Annotated in this window: 23 protein-coding genes; 15 read left to right on the top strand and 8 right to left on the bottom strand. The window is 67.1% G+C overall.

Features of this window, described 5'->3' with window-relative positions:
* Window positions 1-5: 5 nt before the first annotated feature.
* Window positions 6-2,483, top strand: coding sequence for a glycoside hydrolase family 3 protein (locus tag JHC81_RS03230; RefSeq protein WP_292170588.1), 2,478 nt, complete (start codon window positions 6-8; stop codon window positions 2,481-2,483).
* An 8-nt stretch (window positions 2,484-2,491) separates the two neighbouring features.
* On the opposite strand, the gene JHC81_RS03225 is transcribed toward JHC81_RS03230, so the two are convergent.
* On the bottom strand, window positions 2,492-3,529 hold the full coding sequence (locus JHC81_RS03225) for a LacI family DNA-binding transcriptional regulator (RefSeq protein ID WP_292170586.1): 1,038 nt from the start codon (window positions 3,527-3,529) through the stop codon (window positions 2,492-2,494).
* Between the two features lie 174 nt (window positions 3,530-3,703).
* Between JHC81_RS03225 and JHC81_RS03220 the strand changes: the two genes are divergently transcribed.
* Both JHC81_RS03220 and JHC81_RS03215 read left to right on the top strand, forming a co-directional pair.
* On the top strand, window positions 3,704-6,406 hold the full coding sequence (locus JHC81_RS03220) for a TonB-dependent receptor (RefSeq protein ID WP_292170584.1): 2,703 nt from the start codon (window positions 3,704-3,706) through the stop codon (window positions 6,404-6,406).
* Between the two features lie 104 nt (window positions 6,407-6,510).
* Window positions 6,511-7,752 (top strand): MFS transporter, encoded by a 1,242-nt coding sequence (locus tag JHC81_RS03215; RefSeq protein ID WP_292170581.1) that lies wholly within the window; start codon window positions 6,511-6,513, stop codon window positions 7,750-7,752.
* 23 nt (window positions 7,753-7,775) lie between these two features.
* Here JHC81_RS03215 and JHC81_RS03210 read toward each other — a convergent pair whose 3' ends face one another.
* Window positions 7,776-8,648, bottom strand: coding sequence for a hypothetical protein (locus JHC81_RS03210; RefSeq protein WP_292170579.1), 873 nt, complete (start codon window positions 8,646-8,648; stop codon window positions 7,776-7,778).
* Window positions 8,649-8,705: 57 nt separating this feature from the next.
* Between JHC81_RS03210 and JHC81_RS03205 the strand changes: the two genes are divergently transcribed.
* The gene (locus tag JHC81_RS03205) at window positions 8,706-9,044 is read left to right on the top strand and encodes a DUF1491 family protein (protein WP_292170671.1); all 339 of its coding nucleotides are present in this window, start codon (window positions 8,706-8,708) and stop codon (window positions 9,042-9,044) included.
* A gap of 128 nt (window positions 9,045-9,172) precedes the next feature.
* Window positions 9,173-9,553 (top strand): hypothetical protein, encoded by a 381-nt coding sequence (locus tag JHC81_RS03200; RefSeq protein WP_292170576.1) that lies wholly within the window; start codon window positions 9,173-9,175, stop codon window positions 9,551-9,553.
* Here JHC81_RS03200 and JHC81_RS03195 read toward each other — a convergent pair.
* Window positions 9,550-9,687 carry a hypothetical protein gene (locus JHC81_RS03195; protein WP_292170574.1) on the bottom strand — a complete coding sequence of 46 codons (138 nt, stop codon included), beginning with the start codon at window positions 9,685-9,687 and terminating at the stop codon, window positions 9,550-9,552. The genes JHC81_RS03200 and JHC81_RS03195 overlap by 4 nt on opposite strands.
* A gap of 189 nt (window positions 9,688-9,876) precedes the next feature.
* Here JHC81_RS03195 and JHC81_RS03190 point away from each other — a divergent pair, with 189 nt between their 5' ends.
* The 4 genes from JHC81_RS03190 to JHC81_RS03175 all read left to right on the top strand — a co-directional run bounded on the left by JHC81_RS03190 (window position 9,877) and on the right by JHC81_RS03175 (window position 13,929).
* Window positions 9,877-11,523, top strand: a complete 1,647-nt coding sequence (locus tag JHC81_RS03190) for a peptide chain release factor 3 (RefSeq protein WP_292170571.1) — start codon at window positions 9,877-9,879, stop codon at window positions 11,521-11,523.
* Between the two features lie 85 nt (window positions 11,524-11,608).
* Complete coding sequence (locus JHC81_RS03185) at window positions 11,609-11,959, top strand: hypothetical protein (RefSeq protein WP_292170570.1); 351 nt, start codon at window positions 11,609-11,611, stop codon at window positions 11,957-11,959.
* A gap of 37 nt (window positions 11,960-11,996) precedes the next feature.
* Window positions 11,997-12,581, top strand: a complete 585-nt coding sequence (locus JHC81_RS03180; protein ID WP_292170568.1) for a YbjN domain-containing protein — start codon at window positions 11,997-11,999, stop codon at window positions 12,579-12,581.
* Window positions 12,582-12,687: 106 nt separating this feature from the next.
* Window positions 12,688-13,929, top strand: a complete 1,242-nt coding sequence (locus tag JHC81_RS03175) for a hypothetical protein (RefSeq protein ID WP_292170565.1) — start codon at window positions 12,688-12,690, stop codon at window positions 13,927-13,929.
* On the opposite strand, the gene cysQ is transcribed toward JHC81_RS03175, so the two are convergent.
* Complete coding sequence (cysQ, locus tag JHC81_RS03170) at window positions 13,926-14,726, bottom strand: 3'(2'),5'-bisphosphate nucleotidase CysQ (protein ID WP_292170562.1); 801 nt, start codon at window positions 14,724-14,726, stop codon at window positions 13,926-13,928. The genes JHC81_RS03175 and cysQ overlap by 4 nt on opposite strands.
* Window positions 14,727-14,819: 93 nt before the next feature.
* Here cysQ and chpT point away from each other — a divergent pair, with 93 nt between their 5' ends.
* From chpT to JHC81_RS03150, 4 genes are all read left to right on the top strand, one after another.
* Window positions 14,820-15,497 carry a histidine phosphotransferase ChpT gene (chpT, locus tag JHC81_RS03165; protein ID WP_292170559.1) on the top strand — a complete coding sequence of 226 codons (678 nt, stop codon included), beginning with the start codon at window positions 14,820-14,822 and terminating at the stop codon, window positions 15,495-15,497.
* A gap of 100 nt (window positions 15,498-15,597) precedes the next feature.
* Window positions 15,598-15,969 carry a response regulator gene (locus JHC81_RS03160; protein ID WP_292170556.1) on the top strand — a complete coding sequence of 124 codons (372 nt, stop codon included), beginning with the start codon at window positions 15,598-15,600 and terminating at the stop codon, window positions 15,967-15,969.
* 4 nt (window positions 15,970-15,973) lie between these two features.
* On the top strand, window positions 15,974-16,789 hold the full coding sequence (locus JHC81_RS03155; RefSeq protein WP_292170553.1) for a protein-glutamate O-methyltransferase CheR: 816 nt from the start codon (window positions 15,974-15,976) through the stop codon (window positions 16,787-16,789).
* Between the two features lie 214 nt (window positions 16,790-17,003).
* The gene (locus tag JHC81_RS03150; protein WP_292170551.1) at window positions 17,004-18,902 is read left to right on the top strand and encodes a M20/M25/M40 family metallo-hydrolase; all 1,899 of its coding nucleotides are present in this window, start codon (window positions 17,004-17,006) and stop codon (window positions 18,900-18,902) included.
* On the opposite strand, the gene JHC81_RS03145 is transcribed toward JHC81_RS03150, so the two are convergent.
* Window positions 18,872-20,422 (bottom strand): bifunctional GNAT family N-acetyltransferase/carbon-nitrogen hydrolase family protein, encoded by a 1,551-nt coding sequence (locus JHC81_RS03145; protein ID WP_292170548.1) that lies wholly within the window; start codon window positions 20,420-20,422, stop codon window positions 18,872-18,874. The genes JHC81_RS03150 and JHC81_RS03145 overlap by 31 nt on opposite strands.
* Window positions 20,423-20,647: 225 nt before the next feature.
* Between JHC81_RS03145 and recA the strand changes: the two genes are divergently transcribed.
* Both recA and alaS read left to right on the top strand, forming a co-directional pair.
* The gene (recA, locus tag JHC81_RS03140) at window positions 20,648-21,730 is read left to right on the top strand and encodes a recombinase RecA (protein ID WP_292170544.1); all 1,083 of its coding nucleotides are present in this window, start codon (window positions 20,648-20,650) and stop codon (window positions 21,728-21,730) included.
* Between the two features lie 307 nt (window positions 21,731-22,037).
* A complete protein-coding gene (gene alaS, locus JHC81_RS03135) occupies window positions 22,038-24,683 on the top strand; it encodes an alanine--tRNA ligase (protein WP_292170541.1) in 2,646 nt (881 codons plus the stop codon).
* 6 nt (window positions 24,684-24,689) lie between these two features.
* On the opposite strand, the gene JHC81_RS03130 is transcribed toward alaS, so the two are convergent.
* From JHC81_RS03130 to JHC81_RS03120, 3 genes are all read right to left on the bottom strand, one after another.
* A complete protein-coding gene (locus tag JHC81_RS03130) occupies window positions 24,690-25,238 on the bottom strand; it encodes a DUF2939 domain-containing protein (RefSeq protein WP_292170538.1) in 549 nt (182 codons plus the stop codon).
* Between the two features lie 70 nt (window positions 25,239-25,308).
* A complete protein-coding gene (locus JHC81_RS03125) occupies window positions 25,309-25,878 on the bottom strand; it encodes a DUF2939 domain-containing protein (RefSeq protein ID WP_292170536.1) in 570 nt (189 codons plus the stop codon).
* A gap of 161 nt (window positions 25,879-26,039) precedes the next feature.
* Window positions 26,040-26,677, bottom strand: a 638-nt coding sequence (locus JHC81_RS03120; RefSeq protein WP_292170534.1) for an NADP-dependent isocitrate dehydrogenase, incomplete at its 5' end; no start/stop codon positions are given.

The raw sequence follows: 26,677 nt of genomic DNA, 5'->3' as shown, positions 1-26,677 counted from the left end.
AACACATGATCAACCTCTCCTGCAAGCGTGGCCTCGCGACGGTCGCCGTGTCGCTGACAGCGCTCATGATGGCCTCGGGGCCGGCGCTGGCCCAGACGCCGCCGCCCTCTGCGGTCGTCGATCTGACCGCTTGGCCCAGCGCGAACAGCCCGGATGCGATGACCGATGCCGCGACCCTGGCCTTCGTCGAGGATCTGCTGGCCCGGATGACGGTCGAGGAAAAGGTCGGCCAGGTGATTCAGGCCGACATCGGCTCGATCACGCCGGCCGATCTGGCGACCTATCCGCTGGGGTCGATCCTCGCGGGCGGCAACTCTGCGCCCGGGGCCGACGAGCGGGCCCCGGCCCAGGCCTGGGTCGAGCTGGCCCAGGCGTTCCGGGCGGCGGCGGCCCAGCGACCGGGGGCCAAGGTGCCGCTGATGTTCGGCATCGACGCGGTGCACGGCCACAACAATGTCGTCGGCGCGACCCTGTTTCCGCACAACATCGGCCTGGGGGCGACGCGCAATCCCGAGCTGATCGAGCGGATCGGCGTGGCCACGGCACTGGAGGTCGCGGCCACGGGCGCGGACTGGACGTTCGGGCCGACGGTGGCGGTGCCCCGCGACGACCGCTGGGGCCGGACCTATGAAGGCTATGGCGAGGACCCGGAAATCGTCGCGGCCTATGCCGGGCGGATGACGCTCGGTCTTCAGGGGGCGCTGGGCCAGGGGCATCTGGCCCCGGGCCATATCGCCGGTTCGGCCAAACACTATCTGGCCGACGGCGGCACGCTGAACGGCAAGGACCAGGGCGATGCCGTCATCTCCGAACGCGAGCTGATCGACGTCCATGCGGCGGGCTATCCGCCGGCGATCGACGCCGGGGTCCTGACCATCATGGCCAGCTTCTCCAGCTGGAACGGGGTCAAGCATACGGCCAATCCCGATCTGCTGACCGACGTGCTTCGTGGGCCGCTGGGCTTCGACGGTTTCGTGGTCGGCGACTGGAACGCGCACGGCCAGATCGAGGGCTGCACCAACGAAAGCTGCGCCGCCGCCTTCAATGCCGGGCTGGACATGTTCATGGCCCCGGACAGCTGGAAGCCTCTGTACGAGAACACCCTGGCCCAGGTGAAGTCGGGTGAGATCACCATGGCCCGACTGGACGAGGCCGTGCGCCGCATCCTGACCGTCAAGGTCAAGACGGGGGTCTTCGAGGCCGACCGTCCCGTGGAGGGTCGGGTCGAGGTGCTGGGCTCGCCCGAGCACCGGGCCCTGGCGCGCGAGGCGGTACGGCAATCGCTGGTGCTGCTGAAGAACAACGGCTCGGTCCTGCCCATCAGGCCGGGCGCGCGCGTGCTGGTCGCGGGCAGTGCCGACGACATCGGCCAGGCGGCCGGCGGATGGACCATCAACTGGCAGGGAACGGGCAATACCCGGGCCGACTTCCCCAATGGCCAGTCGGTCTGGGAGGGATTGAAGGAGGCGGTCGAGGCCTCGGGCGGTACGGCCGAGCTGAACGCGGCGGGCACGTTCGAGACGAAACCCGATGTGGCCATCGTCGTCTTCGGCGAGGAACCCTATGCTGAATTCCAGGGCGACCTGTCCGATCTGGACTTTCGCCCGCGCGAGCCACTGGCCCTGCTGCGCCGGCTGAAGGCCGAGGGCATACCGACCGTGGCGGTCTTCCTGTCTGGCCGGCCCCTGTATGTGAACCCGGAGATCAACGCCTCGGACGCGTTCGTCGCCGCCTGGTTGCCGGGGTCGGAGGGTGGCGGGATCGCCGATGTGCTGGTCGCAGGCACGGACGGCGCGGCGCGTCACGACTTCAGGGGCAGGCTGTCGTTCAGCTGGCCCCGCAGCCCGGATCAGGCGCCGCAGAACCGGGGCGGTCCGGACTATGATCCCCAGTTCGCCTATGGCTTCGGTCTCACCTATGCGGCGGCGGCCGAGACCCCCGCGCTGGCCGAGGTGGAGGAAGGGTCGGAGGCATCGTCGATGCGGTTCTTCGCCGACGGCCGGTTCGTGACGCCCTGGTCGCTCGTCGTGCGCGACGAGGGCGGCGAGGCGCGGATCGCGGACGGGGCGCGGGGTGTCAGCCCGCGGTCGGTGGTGACCGTGGCACCGGTCGATGGTCAAGGCCAGGAATCCGCCAGACTGCTGACCTTCACCGGGCCGGGACAGGCGATCGTGACCGGCCCGGCGATCGATCTGTCGGGGCCGGACTATGCGGGTGTCGCTCTGACCTTCCGCTACCGTATCGATGCGGGCCATGCCTCGGCGCTCAGCCTCGGGCTCGGTAATGGCGTGGTGCGGTTGGGTGGCGGACAGGGCTGGCAGCAGGCGTCGGTGCCGCTGCGCTGTTTTGCGTCCGGTCAGGGCGGTCTGACTGGCGTGGACCGGGCCTGGATCCTGTCGGCCACAGCCGCGGCGACCGTGGCGGTCGAGGACATTCGTCTGGACACGGCCGCGGCGGACACCTGTCCTGCATCGGTAGATTAGAGGCTTGATCAGGTCCGGGGCGCGGTCGAGCCCCGGACTTCCAGCCCGAACGGCAAGAGGTGATCGGACGGGCTGGCCTCGCCCGTCCTGCTGACGCCGATCAGCAATTCGGCGGCCCTGGCGGCCATCTCAGAGATCGGCTGGCGCACGCTGGTCAGGCCCGGCACGCTGAGACGGACGCCGGGCGTGTCGTCGAAACTGACCAGCGACAGGTCGGGCACGCGGAGGCCGTGGCGGGAGGCGACGTGCAGGGTTGCCAGCGCCATTTCGTCGTTGCTGGCCAGGATAGCGGTCGGCGGCTCAGGCCGCGACAGCAGGGTCTCGGCGGCGGCGACACCGCTCTCGAAAGTGAAATCGCCGGGCGCGATCAGGTCATCATCGATCGCGATACCCGCCTGCGTCAGGGCATCGCGATAGCCGTCGCGTCGCTGGCCGCTAGCCTCGAAGCGCGGGCTGCCGGCGATGAAGCCGATCCGGCGGTGACCGAGGTCTATCAGGTGCCGCGTCGCCTCGGCAGCCGCCGCCCGGTCGTCCATGAAGACGCCGAAGCCGACACCCTCGCCCGGCACGCCCATCCGCACCACCGGCACGTTTCGGCGCGTCAGCATCTCGACCAGCGCCAGGTTCTGGGAATGGGGCGGGGTCAGGATGACCCCGTCCGGCTGAAGGGCCGACAGGATGGCCACAACCTTGCGGTCCAGATCGGGCGATCCCGCCTCGACCAGTTCGAACAGCATGCGATAGCCGTGCGCTTCGCAGGTCAGCATCGCACCGTGCAGCATCTGGTCGATCCAGTCGTTGCCGCGCCCGCTCTGCCAGTTGTTGATCGTGTTCTGACGGTCGTTCAGCGCGACCAGCAGATAGGACCGGCTGCCGCCCATGCGCCGCGCCGCCATGCTGGGGACATACCCCAGATCCTCGACCGCCTTCACGACCCTGTCCTGCAGGTCCTTGGTGACGTTGGGCTCACCATTCATTACGCGCGACACGGTCTTGACCGCGACGCCCGCGGCTTCCGCGACGTGACGGATGGTGACCTTGGTCATTGCACCTCCCCTGGAGCGGCCCTGCTCCCGGAGCGAGCCAGGCGCGTCCTGCCCGTGTTGCACCAATCCCACCCTCCGACGCCAGTCGAAAAACGACCGTTGACAACGTTGTCAAACAATGGCGCATTAAAGGCAAGCGGAATGACCAACAATCCGCATCGGGAGGATTATCGAATGCGCAATCGCAAAACGGCGCTGCTTTGTGGCGCGACCCTGGCTTTTATCCTCCCCGGCGTGGCGCTGGCGCAGACGCCTGCGGAGACACCGCCGCAAGACCCGGCCAATCAAGAGGCGGGCAGCCCTCAGGCCGACGACCCGGCCACGACGCTCGACGATGTCGTCGTGACCGTCGAGCGTCGCGAGCAGAATCTGCAGGACTATGCCGGCACGGCCGTGGCCCTGAGCGGTGCGGACCTGAAGGCTGTTGGCGTCCAGGACATCACCGATCTGGAGGGCCGCGTGCCCGGCCTGTCGGTCGCCAATAACGGCGGCAATATCGAAATCTACATCCGCGGCGTGGGCTCCTCGAACAATACCGAGCTGGGCGATCCGGCAGCGGCCACCCACTATGACGGTGTCTATCTGCCGCGTCCGGCGGGCATCGGCTCGGCCTTCTTCGACATCCAGCGGGTCGAGGTGAACATCGGGCCTCAGGGCACGCTGCGCGGCCGCAATGCGACGGCGGGCTCCGTCAACATCGTGACCTGGAAGCCGGGCCTGAACATCCTCGACGCCAGCGCCGAGTTCGAGCTGGGCAACTATCAGCAGCGCGTTTTCCAAGGGATGCTGAACCTGCCGGTCGGCGAGACGGCCGCCCTGCGCATCGCCGGTTATCACCTGGAGCACGACAGCTATTACACCGATGTCGGACCCGCTCAGGTCGGCGTGGCCGAGGCGGAGAAGAACAGCGCCGGTCGCGTACAGTTCCTGTGGGAGCCCGACAGCCGTTGGAGCATCCTGCTGGGTGCCGACTACATCCGCGAGACGGGCAGCGGCTATACCGGCACCAACTATGCCAACCCCCTGGGTGAGGGCATCGACCCGGACGATATCGAGGATCCGCGCCGGGTGGTGGCGCGGGCCTTCACGCCGGAACTCGACACCCGCCACTGGGGCGCGCGCGCGCATATCGCCTATGACGGCGACCTGTTCGACATCGAATACACCGCCAGCTATCGCGACCTGGTCTACGACTACAAGGCGGTCACGCCGCTCTCGCCCTTCTATCCGGGCGTGCTGGAGAATCTGACGGGTCCGGGCGGACTGGGAGAGACGCTGGACAACTTCTCCCAGTTCCAGTCGATCACCGACAGCCAGTCCAAGACGCACGAGTTGCGCTTCTACGACAATGAGGGTCCGTGGATCTGGAGCGCCGGGGCCTTCTACCTGGAGGAGGATCAGTACTCCTTCCTGGGCTCGACCGGTGACCGGGGGCTGTTCTTCCAGGGCGTCGAGTTCAACATGCCCGACGTCGATACCTCGTCCTATGCCCTCTATGCCGATACGACCTACAGCGTGACCGACCGGTTCCGTCTGACCGGCGGCCTTCGCTACACCGAGGACGAAAAGAGCCGTCGCGGCGTGGCGGCGCGCTATGGCTTCGCCATCGGCGGGGACAACTTCTCATGCTGCGGCGGTGTGCGCGTCGGTACCGAAGGCTTCGAGTTCGCCGGACGCAGCCGCAGCATCTTCAATCCGGATACCGACGGCAACGGCACCATCAGCGATCAGGAAGTGCTGGACTTCTACTTCAACGGCGTCTCCCGCTTCGGTGCGCGCGACAACGTCCAGACCATCTTCGGCAACGGCCCCGTGCCGGGCGGAGCCCCCAACCGCCCGCCGTGCCTGGACACCATCACCGGCGACTTCTTCGTCTGCCCGCCTGACGGCACCGTCAGCTTCGCCGTGCCCTTCGCCGGTCAGATCTTCCAGCAGGTCGGCGAGAGCAAGGTCGACTTTGTCGATTGGCGTCTGCGCGCGGAATACGACCTCACGGATGACAACCTGCTGTACGGCCTGATCACGACCGGCAACAAGTCGGGTGGCTTCAACGACAACATCGGCAACGCCGGCCTGGCCCCGACCTATGGGCCCGAGACCGTCACCTTGTACGAAGTCGGCTCCAAGAACGAGTTCTACGTCGGCGATTACAAGGCCCGCCTGAACGGCTCGCTGTTCTACAACGACTATAGCGATCAGGTGCTGACGTCCCTGCTGTCCGTCGCCCAGATCGTCGACTTCCTGGGCGGACCGCAGGAAGTGCCGGTGCCCGAGGATTCCTCGCTGGCCCTGGTCGTCTCCTATTCCTACAACGCGGCCAAGTCCCGCATCTATGGCGCGCAGTTCGAGGGTGGCATCGACCTGCCCTGGAATCTGGGCATCGATTTCAACCTCCTCTATCTGAAGGCTGAAGTCACCGAAGCCGAAGAAATTCAGGACTTCCGCTTCCAGGCCGACGTCGCGCCGACCGAGGCGGTGTTCCGCTCGATCGAAGGCAAGACCCTGCCCCGCACACCGGAATGGCAGTTCAACATCAACCTGACCCAGGCCTTCCCGACCGAGCGCATGGGCCAGTTCGACTATGTGATCTCCAGCGGCTACCGCTCGTCGATGTTCACGACCATCTTCAATGGCGAGGACTATCTGCAGCCCGACAATCCGCGTCGCCGCCTGGACGACAAGGTGGATGGCTACTGGACGTTCGACGTCGGTTTCGGCTGGACCCCGCCCGGCGACGGACGGGTCAGGCTGGAAGGCTTCGTCAACAATCTGACGGACGAGCAGAACGAGGCCGCCATCATCATCACCCAGTTCGACAATACGCGCTTCTTCACGCGCCCCCGGACCTTCGGCGCACGCCTTCGCGTCCAATATTGATCCGCTGCCTTCCTGAGCGGCCCTCTGGCGGTGCCTCCCGAACGGGAGGCGCCGCTTCTTTTGTGCGGTGACATCGACAGGCCGAACGGCCAAGGTCGCGGCGCATGCCTCGCGATACGCCTCAAGCCAATACGTCTCTGCCTGCGGTGCGGCCGGGCTTCGTCGCGGCCTATATGGCGGCCCAGGTCGGTGCCTACATCGCCTTCATTCCCCTGCTGACGATCCTACTCCCGCTCAAGGCCGCGGCGATCGATCCCGAAGGACGGGCGGAGGTGCTCAGCCAGGCGGCGCTCTGGGGGGCCATGACGGCCGGTCTGGCTGGCGTCGTGGCCGGCATGATCGGCGACCGTTCCCGCCACTGGCCCGGCGGCCGGTCGCTGTGGCTGATCGGCGGCCTGATCGGCACCGTCTTCAGCTACGTCCTGATTCACCGCGCGGCGACCGCGCCGTCCCTGATCGCGGCGATCATCGTCTTGCAGATCAGCCTGAACTTCATGCTCAACCCCCTGGCCGCGGTCCTGCCCGAGCGCGTGCCGGCCCATCAGCGGGGCATGGTCGCCGGCTTCACGGGTCTGGCCTATCCGCTGTCCAATCTGTTCGGAGCCGTGGCGATCGGCCTTTGGCTGACGGTCGAGATCGACAGGTTGGTCGCCGTCGTGGCGGTGACGGTCGCGATGGTGCTGCCCTTCATCGCGACCACTGTCCGTGCACCCTCGCTGGGCGGCGTTCGCACAGGTCGGAGCGTGTCATTCACGGCCCTGGCCGATCGCGACTTCCTGCTCGCCTTCGCGTCGCGCCTGCTGGTCCAGACGGCCGTGGCGATGAATGTGCTCTATCTGCTGTTCTTCCTGGATCAGGACACGAACATCGCGCGCGTCCTGCCATCGGTACGCATCGAGATGGTGGCCGGGGGCCTGCTCATCGTTTCCACCGGTCTCGCCGTCGTCGCGGGTCTGGTCGGCGGACGGTTGTCCGACAGGATCGGAAAACGCCGCCGGATCGTGTTCACCGGTGCCGCTCTTCTGGCTGCGGGAACCCTCCTGATGGCGGCGTTCCCGCAGTGGCCGGGACCGCTGATCGCACAAGCCGTCTTCGGCATCGGCGTCGGAATGTACGGGATAACCGAGGCGGTTCTTGCCGCAGAGGTGCTGCCCAGCCCAGAAGACGCCGGCAGAGACCTCGGCCTGATGAATGTGGCCTCCACCGCTGCACAGATGCTGGCACCCGCTCTGGCGCTGGCCGCCCTGGCCTGGTGGAGCGAGGATTTACGGATTGTCTATCTGGCAGGATCCGCATTGGCGATGCTGGGCGGATTTCTGGTGCTGGGCCTGTCTCGCGTGCGCTGAACGGTTGGCGGCTCCCTGATCCCTTAAGTCGAGCCCATCGCGAGAAAGGCGCGCCCGGCGCTGAAATCACCAGCGATGAAACGCGCCGTCGCCACGCTGCCGTCGCGGAAGTGGAACTCGACCAGAAAGGGTTCGCGTGGGTCCAGCGCCGCCAGCGCCGAAGTCGTCTGGGCCGGGAAGCGCCAGGCCTCGCCCGAGCGGCGCTCGGCAGCCAGAAGACCTTCGTCCGCTGGCGACACGCCCGTGGCCCACAGGCTGGTGCGGACCGACACGGGTGGGAGAGTGTCATGTAACAGCCACGGGCGCGGCAGGAGGGACGCGTCGCGCATGACGACACGCGCCGCGACCGGGCGGGGCTTGCCCGGGAAGGAAACGACCGTGCTAAGCACCGGATCGGTGCCGCCGAACCCAAACTGAACCGGGGCCGCGCCGCTGGCCGAGGCCTGCATCAGACGCCAGGTCGGGGTGGAGTAGCTGCCGCGATTGGCCGACCAGCCTTCGAAATCCATGCGCGGCATGCGCGACCAGCCGGCGAAGGCATTGTCGACGCGGGCCCTCACCGTCTTCAGGTCCGGATTGGCGCACGAGATCGCGGCGGCGCGCGAGTGGGCCCGGGCGGCGGTGGCGCTGAGGTCGGCATGCGCCGCCCCTGAGCGCAGGGCCGCGCCCCGGGCCTGATAGGCGGCGGCGGTCAGGGCGGCATTTACGCGCGGCTGGAACAGGTCGCAGCGGGCATCGGCCGCCAGGACGAAGCTGCGTTCGTAATAAGTCTGCGCCGGATCGGCCCGGGCGGGCGCGGCCATGACCAGCAGCCCGGCCGCCAGCATGGCGGCACGCGCACCGCGCGTCCGTGACCGGTCGCGCTTCGTCTTTTCGGCGTTCTGCCCTATCGTCATGAGGCGACCCTTAGACGCCCATGCGTTCCGGTCCGGTTTCCGAGCAGGGTGAACGAATTGCTTCTTTCCAGCGATCTGTGGGTGTCCGCCCTGATCCGCCGCGCCGAACTGGCAGGCTCATTTGCGACCGTGGCGCGCAAGGGCGACGCGCGCGCCGGCACCGTCATCGTCAAGGCCTTCGACACCTCCACGCGCCGCGCCCGTCTTTATAGTGAAGCCTTCGGCCCCGATGGCGAGCGCCTGTGGATGCAGCCGGTCGAGAGCGAGCTCGAAAGCGAGCTGGACGCCTATGTCCAGCGCCAGATCGGCTATGACCCCGACGTCTGGGTGGTCGAGATCGAGGACCGCGAGGGACGGCACTTCATTACGGAAAAGGTGGCGGACGAGCGTGGCTAACCAAAGCTGAGCCGTAAAGGCGGTTGGTGCGAAATCCTTAACCGCGTTCGCAAACGGAACCGCAAGTGCATCTCGCTAGGGTCACCTCCAACGGGCCAGAACGGTCCGGCCTGTGGTGGTGTGTCCCGATGCTGTTTCTTCTGAACGACGTGGTGTTCGACCTGGACGCGACCTGCCCGGTCACGCCCGGCGACGCGCGCCGTTTCGAGACGCTGGGGCTGGACTATGTGCTGGAGCTGGGCTGCGAGCTGTTCGCCGAGGACCCACTGCTGCATCTGAACGATCCGCAGCGGGCGCGTCGTCTGGCCTGGCTGATCCACGACCGCAGCCCGGAAGTGAACGCCGCCCTGTTCGCCGCGCCGGAGGCCGGTTGCGACCCCGACCTGGTCGAGCCACGATTCTGCGCCCTGCCCGACGTTGTTCTGGGCCAGCTTCAGCGCAAGAATGCGCGCGGCAAGCTGGACGCCGTCGCCGCCGACCGCGCCGTCTGGAACCGCCTGGCGGCCTAAAGCACCAGACGGAATACCGTGTGCACGATCACCGCTGCGGCGATGATCACGCCGAAACCGGTCATCAAACAGATCGCCGGATGCGGGCCGTCGCGGTGGGAGTTCGGGGGTTTGTGGTCGTGGATCAGGGCCATGTCCGTTCCTTCGTTTCCAAAGGCGGCGCCCGATTGCGTGACCGGAACGTCTCGCCTGCAAGGACAATGGACCCGATAACCCTGCCTTGCCAAGGGGTATTCGCACTCGCCGGTAGACGTTGCCTGCGTCCGCGCATCGGGTGACTTTTGGGGCGGTCCGCGCTAGGTCGCGCGGCTCAAGGAAACTCCATGTCTAAACTGACCATCGAACAGGAGGCCCTGCGTCGCAGGACCTTCGCCATCATTGCCCACCCCGACGCCGGCAAGACCACCCTAACCGAGCATATCCTGCTGGCGGGCGGGGCCATTCGTGCGGCCGGGGCCGTGCGGGCGCGGGGCGAGAACCGGCGCACGCAGTCCGACTGGATGAAGATCGAGAAGGAACGCGGGATCTCCGTCAGCGCCTCGGTCATGACGTTCGAGCACACGACATCCGACGGCGTCGCCAAGATGTTCAACCTGCTGGACACCCCGGGCCACGAGGACTTTTCCGAGGACACCTATCGCACTTTGACCGCCGCCGACTGCGCCATCATGGTTCTGGACGCCGCCAAGGGGATCGAGCCGCAAACGCTGAAGCTGTTCGAGGTGTGTCGTCTTCGGGATATCCCGATCATCACCTTCATCAACAAGCTGGACCGCGAGGCCCAGGATCCGATGGCCCTGCTGGACGAGATCGCCAGCCGCCTTCAGCTTGACCCCGCGCCCATCTGGTGGCCGGCCCAGAGCGGCAACCGTCTGCGCGGCATGGTCGAGATGGGCACCGGCCGGTTCCAGCCCTATGCCAAGAAGCCTGCGGGATCCAAGGAGGACGTACCCCACCCCGAGGCCCTGCCCCTGGCCGACGCCGCACACTATTTCGAAGAGGGCGAGCATCAGGAGATGATCGAGGCGCAGGAGCTGGTCGAGGCCGGCTACCCGACTTTCGACCGTCAGTCGTTCCTGGAAGGTCATATGACGCCTGTGCTGTGGGGCTCGGCCCTGCGCCATTTCGGCATCGACGAACTGCTGGCTGCCATCGGCGAATGGGCCCCGCCGCCCAAGGTCATGAAGGCCCAGAAGGCGGCTCCACCCGAAACCCGCAACGCCCCCGCCCCCGTCGATCTGACGGTCGATCCGGGCAGCAGCGAAGTTACCGGCTTCGTCTTCAAGGTCCAGGCCAATATGGACCCGAACCACCGCGACCGCATCGCCATGTTCCGCATGGCCAGCGGCTCGTTCAAGCGCGGCATGAAGCTGAAGGTCCAGAACACCGGCAAGCAGCTGTCGGTCAACGCCCCGATCATGTTCTTCGCCAGCGACCGCGAACTGGCCGAGGACGCCTTTGCCGGCGACGTGATCGGCATTCCGAACCACGGCGTCCTGCGGGTCGGCGACAGCCTGTCGGAAAGCGGCCTGATCCGGTTCGCCGGCCTGCCCAACTTCGCGCCGGAAATCCTGCAGCGCGTCCGGGTCAAGGATCCGCTGAAGGCCAAACACCTGAAAAAGGCGCTCGACGGCCTGGCCGAGGAAGGCGTCACCCAGCTGTTCCGCCCCGAATTGGGCAGCGACTTCATCGTCGGAGCCGTCGGCCAGTTGCAGTTCGAGGTCATGGCCGACCGTCTGGGCGAGGAATACGGGCTGGAAGTCATCTTCGAGCCGAGCCCTTACGCCGAAGCCCGCTGGGTCGGCGGCTCAAAGGCCGACGTCGAGGATTTCGCCGGCAAATACCGCGGCCAGATGGCCACCGATATCAACAACGACCCCGTCTTCCTCGCAAAGTCCAGCTGGGAAACCGGCTATGTCGGCGAACGCTTCCCGAATGTGGCCTTCACACGCACGAAGGAGCGGGGCTAGAACCCGAGCCGATTTGGCCTTTTCCGTGCCGCCTCGCCGTGGTTGTGTGCGGCCCGAAGACGCCACCGATGGCGTGGAGGTCTGAATGCTTGTCGCGGCTTTGATGGCCTGGAGCGTTATGGAGCCGCAGGCGGCTGCGGCCCCGCGTCTGACGGCGCCCACCTATGCCGAGGCTCTGCGCTGTTCGGGCCTGACCCAGGCGGCGTCGGAGCTGGAAGGTGGGGAGAGCGGCGAGGGTCAGGCGCTATATGATGCAGCGCTTTACTGGTCGCTGACCACGATCCAGTCCGGCCAGGCCGCGCGGCGTCCGACGGCGACGGTGGAGGCCGAGATGACGCGCGCGCGGGTGCAGGCCGTGCGCGAACTGACGGCGCGGAATGAGACCGCGCAGACGGCCTTGAGCGCTTGCCGTGCGCGCACGCCGTCCTTGGGCTGAAGCCCACCCACGTCAGCTTTCGTCGGATTCGGGGGGCTTGTTCCGCCATACAACCGACGGCTATCTGGCCGCTCAACTGGGGAACCGTGTCATGAAAATCACCGCCATCCTGTCGCTGTCCACAGCCGCTGCGCTGCTGGCCGCTTACCCTTCGGGCGTCACAGCCCAGGACGCGCGAGGGCTGGAGCGGACGGTGACCGCCACCGTCTTCAGGTCTTTGAGCGCCGCAGAGGTGAGCGACGTTTTGGGCCGTCAGGGCTACAAGTCCGTGGAAAAGAAGAGCGAAACCGAGTTCAGCATCACCACCACGAGCGGCTTCCGTTTCCGTGCGCAGTTGATGGCGTGCGATGTAGAAGGCCATCCCCCGGGATGCCTGGGTCTGATGCTGCGCGCGGCCTGGATCATTGAGGATGGCAATGCACCCAAGGTCACTCCGGTGGTCGCGGATTTCAACTCGCGCTTCCGGATCGGCAAGGCCTTGATCGAGGACGACTCCGTCTATCTGGAACGCTACGTGATCACTGACGGCGGCGTGACGCTGGATCACATCGGTGAAGAGGTGGACGAGTTTCTGGGGTCGGCTGACGCTCTGCGGGCCAACCTGTTTGACGCCCTGAAATAGACTTCCCCACGGCCAAGCCGAACCGCCGGGCTGGCGTCGCGTTTGCGTGGGACGGCCCCGGGGCGCATCCTTCGTCCCGAACCGGGATAACGGAGTCGCATCGCCCATGTTCGAGTTCGGTCGTGACCTGCGTAAGCTGTTCGAAAAGGCGCGCGAGAGCGACGATCTGGGCTGGCTGGAACTCATCGGCGCCGACCTGATCGAGGCCGAGGCGCGGCGCGAGACCACCGACGCGGGCCGGGTGTCCTGTGCCCGTCCCTTCGAAGCCTGGATGCGGGCCTCTCTTCTCTGGCGCGACCATGCGCGGCGCACCGGGTCGGCGGCGTCGCTGACCAAGGCCGCGTCCTGTGCATCCGATGCCGCGAGACACGCCCGCACGACCGATCAAGCCGCGGCCGCGGGGCTGGAGGCTGGCGAAATCCACCTGGCCCGCTTCGATCTGTTCGGCGGACCGGAACGGCTGATTGTGGCCACCGGCGATGTGCAGGCCTTGTACCCGGAGCGCGCGAGAACACAGGCTTGGGCCGTGGCGCTCGGCGCAAGACTGGCCGCGCGCCGCACCGACATGAACCCCTCGCAGGACGCTGCACCCACGGCGCTCGCGCTGTTCGACGCCGCCCGTCGCGAGCAGCGTCACCTGCCCGCCACCGTCGCCGACGAGTTGACCCTGGATTGGGCCGGGCTGGCCCTGCGGCTCGGGATCGAGCGACGCGACATCGTCCTGCTGGACCGGGTGGGTCAGGACTTGCGTGCCCTGGTCGAAGCCTCCGCACCGGAACAGCGCCCGATCACGCGGGCGCGGGCCCTGACGCTGGCAGCGGTCGGGCTGAAGGCGCTGGCCGGTCTGGCGGGCGACACGACAGCCGAAGCCCAGGGGCAGGCCCTGTTCGACGCCGCCGCCGATCAGTTCACGCCGGACCACAGCCCGCTGGACTGGGCGGCGGTCCAGTTGGCCCAGGGCCCGACCCAGACGCCGCTGCTGATCCTGGCCCAGGCCGAGGCGATGACGCGCGAGCCGGGCCTGATGCTGGGGGCCATGGCCCGCGAGCGTCGCCTGTCCGCCGAGGCGTCGCTGGCCGAGGCCATGGGCGATGTGAAGGCCATCCAGGGTCTGGAGGCGATGGTGCATCGCCGCCTTGCCGCGCCTGTCAGCCGACCCCCGCTGGACTGGGCGGCCGACCAGATCGGCATGGCGCATCTGATGCTGGCGCGTAGTCGTCTGACCGGTACGTCAGCGAGCGCCGTCGGCATGATGCTGGCCGAGGCATCGACGACCGCGCGGGAATGGGGCGCGACCGCCCTGGCCGAACGCGCCGAGCAGGTGTCGCTTCGGATGGCGCGGGCCTAGCTGCCGACCGCCACGAAGCCACCGTTCAGGAAGCCGGGCTTGCCATAGCGGAACGGCGTGCCGTCCTCGGCCATGACCCGCCCGCCGGCGGCCTCAAGCACCGCCTGGCCCGCCGCGGTGTCCCATTCCGAGGTCGGGCCGGTGCGGGGATAGGCATCAAAGCGCCCCTCGGCGATCAGGCAGAACTTGAGCGATGAATCCGTGCCCTGCCAGTCCATGCAGCCGTGGCGCGAGGCCAGTCGCTGGGCCTCCTCGTCCGTCAGGCTGTGGCTCATGACCGCGACAGGGCGAGCCGGGCGGTCGCGGACCTTGATAGCCTGCCAGCCCTCACCGAAGCGGCGACGGAAGGCTCCGCCGTCGGGATGCGGGCCGCTGCGCCAGGTGGTCGAGGTCGCGGGCGCCGTCACCACCCCGGCGACCACCGCATCGCCGCGCACTAAGGCGATGTTGACGGTGAAGCTTTCCTTGCCCGCCACGAAGCCGCGCGTGCCGTCCAGCGGATCGATCAGCCAGAACCAGTCGCCGGTGATGGCGGGCACACCGCCGTCGGCCACCGCTTCTTCCGCCACGGCCTGCACGTCCGGATACAGAGCTGCCAGCCGCGACAGGATCAGGGCCTCGGCCTGCTGATCGGCCAGGGTGACGGGGCTGTCGTCGGCTTTGGTGGTCACCACCGTGCCGGTCCGCCAGTAGGGCAGAATGACCCGAGCGGCGTCCTCGGCGATGTCGGCCAGGGCTTCGGTCAGGGCACCGGAGGCAAGGTCTGCGATCAGGTCGGGTCTGGCGGCGGCGATCATTCGCGCTGCGATAGAGCATCCGCACGGTTTCATGAACCGGCAAATCAGGGCAGCGTCGCCGCATCTCCTCAAGTAATCCGTTTCCAAGGCCCGATGACCGATACCGATACGCTCGACGCCCCTGCCCGCCCTGCCGCCGACATGCCAGACGGCCAAGCCCTGGCCGCCCTGATCGCGGGCAAGCTGTGCCACGACTTTATCAGCCCGGCGGGGGCGATCTCGTCCGGTCTGGACCTGCTGAAGGACCCTTCGGCCCAGGACATGCGCGACGACGCCATGGGCCTGATCGAGGCCAGCGCGGCCAAGATGGTCGCCCTCGTCGCCTTCGCCCGCGTCGCCTTCGGGGCCGCCACGACCTCGGAGACGTTTTCGGGTGGCGAACTGGGTGGGATCGTCGATGCCCTGACCGGCGGCGGTCGCGCCAGCCTGGTCTGGAAAGTGCCGGACCAGACCTGGTCCAAAGCCCAGTCGCGGGCGCTGGTCAATCTGGCCTATCTGACCATGGCGGCCCTGCCGTCCGGCGGCATCGCCACCGTGTCCAGCCGCGTCGAGGACGGTATGGTTGTGTTCGAGGGCCTGGCCGAGGGCACGCGTGCGCGCTTGAAACCCGAGGCGATCGCTGGCCTGGCGGGTCAACCGCTGACCGAGGGCCTCCAAGGCCAATGGATTCAGCCCTACTGGCTGTGGCTGACGGCCCACGATGCGGGGGGAAACCTGACGGTACAGGCCGAAGAGGGGCGAGTTATCCTCACCGTCACAATACCCGCGTAATGTCTTAACGCGGCTTGCCAAGGTTCCGTTAACCGGCTCCGACCATCATAGGGGCGTCGCACACGTAAACGTTGTGGACGCCAGTCGGAGTGACACTGTCTTGACCCCCAGAACCTGTCTGATCGTCGATGACAGCCGCATCATCCGCAAGGTGGCGCGCCGGATCGTCGAGGGCCTGGGCTTCGAGGTCGACGAGGCAGGCGACGGTGCCGAGGCCTTGATCTTCTGCTCGTCTTCCATGCCGGAGGTGATCCTGCTGGACTGGTCCATGCCGGTGATGGATGGGATGGCCTTTCTGCGTCGGCTGCGCACCCTGCCCGGCGGCGGCGCGCCGAAGGTCCTGTTCTGCACCATCGAGACCCGCGCCGAACGCATCGCCGAGGCCCTTTCCGCCGGGGCCGACGACTATGTAATGAAGCCGTTCGACGGCGACATCCTGACCTCCAAATTCGCCGAAGTGGGAGCCGTCTGACCTGATGTCACCGGACGATTTCGATCGCCTGCAAGCCCTGATGTCCTCGCGTGCGGGGATGCGGCTGACGCGCGAGCGGATGAAGCTGGTCGAGCATCGGCTGGGGCCGGTGGCACGGGCGCAATCGTTCGAAAGCGTCGAGACCATGCTGGCGGCGCTGTGGGCCAAGCCGGTGGCCTCGCTGGGCTGGGCGGTGATCGAGGCCCTGCTGACGCCGGAGACCTGGTTTCGACGTGATCGGTCATCGTTCGACACCTTCGCCGGGGAACTTCTGCCCGCCCTGTCTGCCGCGCGGGGCGGAGCGCCCGTCACCGTCTGGTCCGCAGGGTGTTCGACGGGGCAGGAGGCCTGGTCCCTGGCCATGCCGGCGCTGGAACAAGGGCTGGCCATCGAGGTTACGGGGACCGACCTGTCACGCCGGGCGCTGGAGAAGGCCAAGTCGGGCGCCTACACCGGTTTCGAGATCCAGCGGGGGCTGAAGGCCCAGACCATGCTGCGCTGGTTCGATCAGGTCGAGGACACCTGGGTCGCCAAGCCGCAACTGAAGGCCGCGGTGCAGTTCGCCCGCTCCAACCTGGTCGAGCCGCCCAAGGACGACTATCGCTTCGATGTCATCTTCTGCCGCCATGTGCTCAGCGACGCCGAGCCGTCGCGGCGGGGCGACATCCTGGACAATCTGGAGCGTCGGCTGGTCGACGACGGCTGCCTGTTCCTGGGGCCTGACGAGCAACTGGCCGGCGACAGCGTGGCCTTCCGACCCGTGGCGGGCCGCAAGGGCCTGTACGTCAAGGCCCCGTCGGCGCTGAGGCGCGCGGCTTAGTTTTTTGTCCGCTCATCCCGGCGAATGCCGGGACCCAGATGCAGAAACTCAGACAGCCGAAGCAGTATGCTCAGTGCACGGGCAAGCGAAAGCGAGTCATGTGATCTGGATCCCGGCATTCGCCGGGATGAGCGGAAATCGTGTGTGATCGTCCCGGGATGACGCTGCTCGAATAGGCCGCTAGCTTGCATCCGTCTTGGGGGAGGAACCGCGCATGCGTCTGGTCGCACTGGTTGGATCACTGGCTCTGGCGCTGCTGCTGGCCGTGCTCGCCTTGCAGAGTCCCTCGCCGCGCGACGCCAGCGCCAACGGTGATCTCTTTTCCGCCACTCGCGCCATGATCATCGTCCGCGAGATCGCCCAGCGCCCCCATCCCATAGGCTCGGCGGACCATGCGCGCGTGCAAGCCCTGCTGGTCCGGCGCATGCAGGCGCTGGGCCTGCAAGTCTCGGCCCAACGCGGGCCGCTGTCGCCCCGGGCCGTGCAGCGTATCGAGCGCTCGGGCCTGACCCTGCCGCCAGAGGCCCTGACGGCGACCAATCTGATCGGCGTACTGCCCGGCAGCCGTCCCGACCTGCCGGCTGTCGCCATGATGGCGCACTATGACACCGTGCCCGAAAGCCCCGGCGCGGCGGACGACTCCACGGGCGTGGCCGCCATTCTGGAATCCGTCCGCGCCATCCGCGCGCGCGGTCCGGCGGAGCGGACGCTGGTGGTCATCCTGACCGATGCGGAGGAGTTGAACCTGGACGGGGCCCGCATCTTCTGGGGCGGGCATCCCTTGCGCGACCGCATCGGAGCGGTGGTCAATCTGGAGGCGCGCGGCGGCGGCGGTCGGGCCATGATGTTCGAGACCGGGCGCGGCAATGCCCAGACCATCGACCTGTTCGCCGACATCGCCGGACGTGTGGACGGAGGGGTGACGTCCAACGCCCTGGCTGTCTTCGTCTACAGCGTTATGCCCAACGGCACCGACTTCACCGTGCCGCGCGAGCGGGGCGTGCAGGGCATCAACCTGGCCTTTATTGGGCGACCGGACCAGTATCACGCCCAGGCCTCCACGCCCGACGCCCTGGATCAGGGCAGCGTCCAGCATATCGGCAGCCAGGCGCTAGAGATGACCGATGCGCTGCTGAGGGCCGAGGCCCTGCCCACCGCGGCCTACGACACCGTCTATGCCGACCTCTTCGGGCGAGCGGTGATCGGCCATCATCCGGCCTGGGGCTGGAGCCTGCTTCTACTCGCGATCGGTGCGCTGGGCATCGCCGTCTGGCGGGCGCGGTCGCATGCGGGTCTGACCCTCGCGGACAGCGGGCGCGGTGTCATCGAGGCCGTCTGGTTCGTCTCCACCGGCATCGTCCTGACCCAGGCCGTACGGCTGCTGGCCGGGCCGCTGTCCGCCCGCGCCGAGAGTGCGGAGGCCTACTACATCCTGCTGGCCCGCCTGCCGTGGATCGAGGCAGGCACCGTGTTGACTGTTCTGGCTGTCGGGCTGGCAGTGCTGGGCGGGCGCGCTCGGTCCGACCCGCGCGTGACGGCAGGCGGAATCGCCCTGGCCGCGCTGATGACCATAGGCCTGGGCGGCGTGGACTATGTGGTCGTCGGGGCAGCCGCTGTCGCCATCGCCCTGTCCTTCCTGCCCAAACTGGCGGTGAAGACCGTCTGGGGCGGCTGGAGCGGCCTGATCGGCCTGGTCGTCGTGCTGGCAGGTCTGGCCCAGTTCGCCGCGCCGCAGACCGCCTTCCTGTTCCTGTGGCCCGCCCTGCTGGCCGGCGTCGTCGCCGCGATCACGGCCTTCATCGATCCCGGCCTGACCCGGCGCGCCAGCCTCATCCCCATCGGTATCGGAGCCGTTCTCGGCGTCGGCTGGCTGATGACCCTGGCCCATCCGGTGTTCCTGGGCATCGGCATGGACCTGCCCGCCGTCCTGGTGCTGCTGGGCCTGCTGATGCTGATGTTCGTAAGACCGCTGTCGCCGGAGCGGTCGGCGGTGCGACCGCTGCTTGCGGCGGGCCTGATCGCTCTCATGCTGGGCGGAGCCCTGTCGCTGGCCAGCCGGATCGCCGAGCCCTCGCCGCCGCCTCAGCCGCCGTCGGTCCAGACCGTCTTGTAGAGGTCGAAGCGGCGGTCGCGCAGGTTGCGCACCGTCCCCTGCGACTTCGCCCAGGCCAGGTCCGACAGGTCCAGATCGGCGACCGTGACCGTCTCTACATTCTCCGACGCCTCAGCCGCGATGCCGTCGCGGGCGAAGGGGAAGTCGCACGGCGTCAGGATGCAGGACTGGGCATACTGGATGTCCATGTTCTCGACATTGGGGAGATTGCCGACATTGCCCGACATGGTGACATAGCACTGGTTCTCGATGGCCCGAGCCTGCGAACAGTACCGCACGCGCAGATAGCCCTGCCGGTTGTCGGTGCAGAAGGGCACGAAGAGCAGCCGCGCCCCCTCGTCCACCAATCGCCGCGCCAGCTCCGGAAATTCGCTGTCGTAACAGATCAGCACCCCGATCGGCCCGCAGTCGGTCGGGATGGCATGGACCCGGTCGCCGCCCTTGATGTTCCACCAGTGCCGCTCGTTCGGGGTGGGGTGGATCTTCTCCTGCTCGTGCACCGAGCCGTCGCGCAGGAAGACATAGGCGACGTTCTGGATGTCGCCGTCCTCGGCCCGCGTCGGGTGCGAACCGCCGATGATGTTGATGTTGTATTCCACCGCCAGCTTGCGCAGGGCCTCGACGAAACGCGGCGTATAGCGGGTCAGGGCCTCGATCGATTCCTGGGGCGTCAGCTTCTTCTTCTCCAGCGACAGCAGCTGGAGGGTGAACAGCTCGGGAAAGACCACAAAGTCTGACCGGTAATCCGAGGTCACATCGACGAAATATTCGACGTTCGAGATGAACTCCTCGAAGCTCTCGACCTTGCGGGCCTGAAGCTGGACGGTCGCGACACGCACCGTCTCCTTGGTGGCGAAGGCCGCGCCCTTGCCCCGCGCCTCGACGTGATAGGGATTGCGCCAGACCATGTGGGCCGCGTGTCCCATCGAGGCGGTGTCGGACGTCATATAGTTTTCCAGCACCCCGACCGGCTCGAACCCGCCGCGCAGGTGAAAGCCGATGACCGGGTCGTTCAGCTGGCGCGCCGTCACCGCATCCAGATAGTCGCGGGCCTGGGGATAGGCCCCCTTCTTCTTCGCCAGCCCGGGCATGCGGCCGCCAAAGACTATTCCCTTCAAATTTTCGGCCTCGCACAGTTCGCGCCGGGCGTCGTACAGCCTCTGGCCGATACGTAGGCGACGACGGCTGGGGTCGACACAGACCTCCATGCCATAGAACCAGTCGCCGTCGGGGTCGTGGCGCGCCGCATAGCCGTTGCCGGTGATCTGATCCCAGGTGTGCGGGGCCATGGCGATGGCCTCGTCGATGCGGAAACCGGCGGCATAGCCGACGATGGCCCCCTCATATTCCACCACGAACTGCCCTTCGGGATATGTGGCGATCTGGCCCCTCAGCATGCCGGGCGTCAGGGACATGCCCCCCTGCCGGTATACCTTGGTTCCTAGCCGGGTGATCGCGTCGACATCGGTCAGGGCGGCATTGCGGATGGTCAGGACGGCAGGCTTTGCGGATTTTGTCATGCGCCCCTAACGCTCAGCTTGGCCATTGGATCAGCGCCGTGCGGGGAAATGCGATACGTCAAAATCGGTCGCATCGTTCAGCGCGCCAAAAAGAACATATTGGCAACCGGAACAAACCGTGCACATAGTCCATCTCACAGGGAGCGGGTCACGATCACAGGATCGAAGGCGGGCCTCTCCCTCTACGGGTACCGAACGGGAATCATGGCAAGGGAGAGTGGTAAGGTGGCAGCACAGGCGGCATTGAAATTGGTGGGCAAGGACGACGGCGACAAGCAACGCGCCTTGGAGGCGGCGATCGCGCAGATCGACCGCGCCTTCGGCAAGGGCTCGGTCATGAAGCTGGGCAAGAACGGCACGACCGAGGCCATTCCCTCGGTCTCGACCGGTTCGCTGGGTCTGGACATGGCCCTGGGCATCGGCGGCCTGCCGCGCGGACGGGTGATCGAGGTGTTCGGGCCGGAAAGCTCGGGCAAGACCACACTGGCCCTGCACACCGTGGCCGAAATCCAGAAGGCCGGCGGCGTCGCCGCCTTCGTTGACGCCGAACATGCGCTGGATCCGGGGTATGCCCAGAAGCTGGGCGTCAATCTGGATGACCTGCTGGTCTCGCAACCCGACACGGGCGAACAGGCGCTGGAGATCGTCGACACCCTGGTGCGCTCCGGGGCCGTGGACATCGTGGTGGTCGACTCGGTCGCCGCCCTGACGCCCCGTGCCGAAATCGAAGGCGAAATGGGCGACAGCCTGCCCGGTCTTCAGGCGCGCCTGATGAGCCAGGCCCTGCGCAAGCTGACCGCCTCGATCAACAAGTCGCAGTGCATCGTCCTGTTCATCAACCAGATCCGTCACAAGATCGGGGTGATGTACGGCAGCCCCGAGACGACGACGGGCGGCAATGCGCTGAAGTTCTACGCCTCGGTCCGCCTCGACATCCGCCGCACCGGCGCGATCAAGGACCGCGACGAGGTCGTGGGCAACACCACCCGCGTCAAGGTCGTCAAGAACAAGGTCGCACCGCCGTTCCGCGAGGTCATCTTCGACATCATGTACGGCGAAGGCATTTCCAAGCTGGGCGAGATCATCGACCTGGGCGTGAAGGCCGGCATCGTCGAGAAGTCGGGCAGCTGGTTCTCCTATGACAGCCAGCGGATCGGTCAGGGGCGCGAGAATGTGCGCAACTTCCTGAAGGCTAACCCCGACGTCGCCGACTCGATCGAAAAGGCCGTCCGCGCCTCCACGACCAAGATCGCCGACGAACTGCTGGGCACGCCCGAGCCGGACGAAGGTCAGGACCTGGAGGGGTGATCAACCGCGCTCAGGTCGCGAGCCACCGCGTGGCAAGCGTTAGCGCCCAAAGAAAGATCACCTTCTGACTTTGCACTTTTGGACTCGGCTTATCGGAGTCCAAACCAACCTTCTCCGGTCGGGTCCAGGTGACCCGCCATGACCCTGCCGGGCCAGACCGGACGAAGCGGCCGCCCGATCTCACGCGGATCGGGCGGCCTTTTTTGTGAACCCGAGCCCGGCAGACGAGGCTGCTGGTGATGCATTGGGTTCCAAAGCCCTATATGACGCCCGTTCCGCCTTTTCCTGACCGAGACGACCGTTCGCCATGTCCAGCCTGAAACAGATCCGATCGACCTTCCTCGACTATTTCGCGGCCGACGGTCACGCCAAGGTCCACTCGGCACCGCTGGTCCCTCAGAACGATCCGACCCTGATGTTCGTCAATGCGGGCATGGTGCCGTTCAAGGACTATTTCACCGGCGCGGCGACACCGCCCTACCCGCGCGCCACGTCGTCGCAGAAATGCGTCCGTGCCGGGGGCAAGCACAACGACCTGGACAACGTCGGCTACACCGCCCGCCACCTGACCTTCTTCGAGATGCTGGGGAATTTCAGCTTCGGCGACTACTTCAAGGACCACGCGATCGACAGCGCGTGGAAGCTGGTCACGAACGACTTCGGCCTCGACCCCAAACGCCTGCTGGTCACCGTCTATATCGACGACGACGAGGCCGCCGCGATCTGGAAGAAGGTCACGGGTTTCAGTGACGACAAGATCATCCGCATCGCCGGCGCCGACAACTTCTGGGCCATGGGCGACAGCGGCCCCTGCGGCCCCTGCACCGAGATCTTCTGGGACTATGGCGACCACGTCCCCGGCGGCCCTCCCGGTTCGCCGGACGAGGACGGCGACCGGTTCGTGGAGATCTGGAACAACGTCTTCATGCAGTTCGAGAAGGAGAACGACGAGATCGTTCGCAACCTTCCCAAGCCCTCGGTCGACACCGGCATGGGGCTGGAGCGCATGACCTCGGTGCTGCAAGGCAAGAACTCGGTCTTCGACACCGACCTGTTCCAGACGCTGATCGCCGCCTCCGAGGACGCCACCTCGACGAAGGCCGAGGGTGACCGCGCCGCCAGCCACCGGGTCATCGCCGACCATCTGCGCAGCTCGTCCTTCCTGATCGCCGACGGGGTAACCCCGTCGAACGAAGGCCGGGGCTATGTCCTGCGCCGGATCATGCGACGGGCTATGCGCCACGCCCATCTGCTGGGCGCCGGTGATCCCCTGATGCACCGGCTGGTGCCGACGCTGGTCAGCGAAATGGGCGAGGCCTATCCCGAGCTGGCCCGCGCCCAGGCGACTATCGAGGACACGCTGAAGCAGGAAGAGATCCGTTTCCGCACCACCTTGGGCCGCGGCATGGGCCTGCTGGAGGACGCCACGCGCGATCTGACGGAAGGCGGCGTCATCCCCGGCCAGACGGCATTCACCCTTTACGACACCTATGGCTTCCCGCTGGACCTGACCCAGGACGAGGCCCGCCGTCGCGGCTTCACCGTCGATACCGCCGCCTTCGATGAGGCGATGGAAGAGCAGAAGACGCGCGGCAAAGCCAATTGGAAGGGTTCGGGCCAGACCGCCTCGACCGGCGAATGGCTGGCGCTGAAGGACCGTCTGGGGTCGACCGTCTTCACCGGCTATGACGCCGTCGACGGCTCGGGCGAGGTGCTGGCGATTTTGAAGGACGGGGCCCAGGTCGACAGCGTCGAAACCGGCCAGACCGCCGAGATCCTGTTCGACCAGACCCCCTTCTATGGTGAGGGTGGCGGTCAGGCCGGCGACAAGGGCGAGATCGAATGGGAGGGCGGCAGCGCCCGCGTCCTGGACGTCCAGAAGCCGACGGGCGACCTATATGCCCACACGGTCGAGGTAACGTCAGGCACCCTGACCATCGGCACCCGCGCCCAGCTTCGCGCCGCCCCGGACGCCCGCCTGACGACCCGCGCCAACCACTCCGCGGCCCACCTGGTGCATGCCGCGCTGAAGAATGTGCTGGGCCCCCACGTCGCCCAGAAGGGTCAGCTGGTCGATGCCGAACGCATGCGTTTCGACTTCAGCCACAACGCCCCGGTGACCGAGGCCCAGATCGAGGCCATCGAGGCCGAGGTCAATGCGGTGATCCGCCAGAACCTGCCCGCCGAGACGAAGCTGATGGCCCCGCAGGAGGCCATCGCCGCCGGCGCCGTCGCCCTGTTCGGCGAGAAATACGGCGATGAGGTGCGTGTGCTGACGCTCGGCAAGAGCCTCACCGACGACAAGCCCTATTCGGTCGAACTGTGCGGCGGCACCCATGTCGCGCGCACCGGCGACATCGGCCTGTTCAAGATCACGGCCGAGACCGGCATCGCCGCCGGTGTCCGCCGTGTCGAGGCCCTGACCGGTGAGGCCGCGCGTCAGTATCTGGAAGGCCAGGCCGGGGTCGCTCGCAAGCTGGCCCAGACCTTCAAGATACAGCCGCTGGATGTGCCGGCCCGCGTCGAGGCCCTGACCACCGAACGCAAGGCGCTGGAGAAGCAGGTCGCCGATCTGAAGAAGCAGCTGGCGCTCGGCGGCGGCGGTTCGGCCAGTGCCGCCCCGGAAGAGATCAACGGCATCAAGCTGATCGCCCGCGTCCTGGACGGCGTCGACGGCAAGGGTTTGCGCGGCGTGGCCGAGGACTTCCGCAAGCAGGTCGGCAGCGGCGTCGTCGCCCTGATCGGCGTCACCGATGGCAAGGCCGCGATCACCGTGGCCGCGACTGCTGACGTCACGGATCGCGTCAACGCCGCCGACCTGGCCCGCGCCGCCGTTCTGGCGCTGGGCGGTCAGGGTGCCGGTGGCAAGCCCGACTTTGCCCAGGGCGGAGCGCCTGATGGGTTGCGGGCGGAAGAGGGTCTGGCCGCCGTGCGGGCGGCACTGGCGGGCTGATCCCGCCTATTCCGTCCGCAGGTCCACCGCCGCCAGCCGCCAAGTGAACAGGCCGCGGCGCTCCAGCAGCAGGGCCAGGTTGTTCTCCGGTCGGTCGCGGTCGGTCAGGGTGACGGCAAAGACATCCAGGCTGCGATAGCCCCAGGCCTTATGCAGGTCAGGCTCGTCACGACCCTTAACGGGCTCCGACGGCACGGCACCATCCGCGTCGGGGGCCTTGGCCGTGGTCACCATGGCGGCCACGCCCTGCGGCGTCACCACCGTATCGACCGCGCCCGAGATGAACATGGGGCCCAGCATGGTGGCCAGACCGCCCAGATTGTTTTCGACCACGCGCGGGTCGTTGCGCATCTCGGCGACCAGCAGGTCGTTCAGCTCGCCCTTCATGCTCTCGCGCAGGGCCGGGAAATCGACCAGCCGCTCCAAGGCGGCCTCGTCCCCCCGTTCGGCGGCGCGGATGATGGCCTGGCCGGTCAACACGGGCGCGGCCGCCCAGAAGCCGACAAGGCCGATGACGCCGGCGATCACCACGCCGGTAAGCAACTTCTTGATCATGGGTCCCTCTGGCGTCGAAACGCCCCCTGACGGTCAGGGTTGCCAGAAGTCGCGGCGCTGCGCCAGTGGCTCAGGGTGCGGATGCGGGTGTCGTCGGCACGGTGGGCTCAGCGGGCGGCAGACCGATATGTACCAGCCGCCAGTCAAACGGGCCCTTGCGCTCGAAGGTGAAAATGGTCTGGGCCTTCGATGGATCGCGCACCGCCAGTCGCGTGCGGTTCACGCCCCAATAGGCCAGGCGCGGCAAGGGGTCGCGGCGATCGGGCGAGACGGCGACACTGCGCGACGCGTCCCGCCCCTCGCCGCGCGTCAGGGCGGCCAGAGCGGCGGGGCTCAGATAGAGGTCGGGGTTTGGCCGGGCCGCAGCGGGACGCACCTGTTCGAACTGTCGCCGCATGGCCTCGATGGGATTCTCGAGAAATGACGGCGCGGGCGCGACAATGGCGGCGTTGCCCTCACCCAGTTGCGGACGCAGGCTGCGGCGCACCTCGGAGAAGTCGATCAGCCGGACCAGACCCTGCTCGTCACGCGCATCCGCCGCCGACCGGATGCCATAGAAGGCCACCACCGGGGCGACGAAGAAGCTGATCCCCGCCACGATGACGGCCAGCAGCAGCAGATTGCGGATCAGTCGGCCCAAGTGCTCGCCCTCTTCGCCTCCATCAGCGGAAGCGTGACCACAACGCGCCGCCCGGTGACCCGTTCAAACACAAACCCCGCCGGACGCAAATCCGGCGGGGTTGAATGACGTCCTGCGCTCAAGCAGCGAGCTACCGCGTGGCGAGCGGTAGCGCCCTTAAACTAGACCTTCATCGCGTTGGTCAGGTTTTCGGCGACCTTGTCGATGAAGCCTTCGGTGGTCAGCCAGCCTTGCTGATCGCCGACCAGCAGGGCCAGGTCCTTGGTCATGTGACCGGCCTCGACCGTCTCGACCACGACCCGCTCCAGGGTCTCGGCGAACCTGGCCAGTTCGGCGTTGTCGTCCAGCTTGGCCCGGTGCGCAAAACCGCGCGTCCAGGCGTAGATGGAGGCGATGGAGTTGGTCGAGGTGGCCTCGCCCTTCTGGTGCTGGCGATAGTGGCGGGTCACGGTGCCGTGGGCGGCCTCGGACTCCAGCACCTTGCCGTCCGGCGTCATCAGGACCGAGGTCATCAGGCCCAGCGAGCCGAAGCCCTGGGCCACCACGTCGGACTGGACGTCGCCGTCGTAGTTCTTGCACGCCCAGACGAAGCCGCCCGACCACTTGATGGCCGCGGCCACCATGTCGTCGATCAGGCGGTGCTCATAGGTCAGGCCCTTGGCCTTGAAGTCGGCGGCGAACTCCTTGTCGAACACGTCCTGGAAGATGTCCTTGAAGCGGCCGTCATAGGCTTTCAGGATCGTATTCTTGGTCGACAGATAGACCGGATAGTTGCGCTGCAGGCCGAACGAGAAGCTGG

The sequence above is a fragment of the Brevundimonas sp. genome (assembly GCF_016463295.1).
Classification (GTDB): domain Bacteria; phylum Pseudomonadota; class Alphaproteobacteria; order Caulobacterales; family Caulobacteraceae; genus Brevundimonas.
This window is presented reverse-complemented; position numbering and strand designations above follow the sequence as displayed.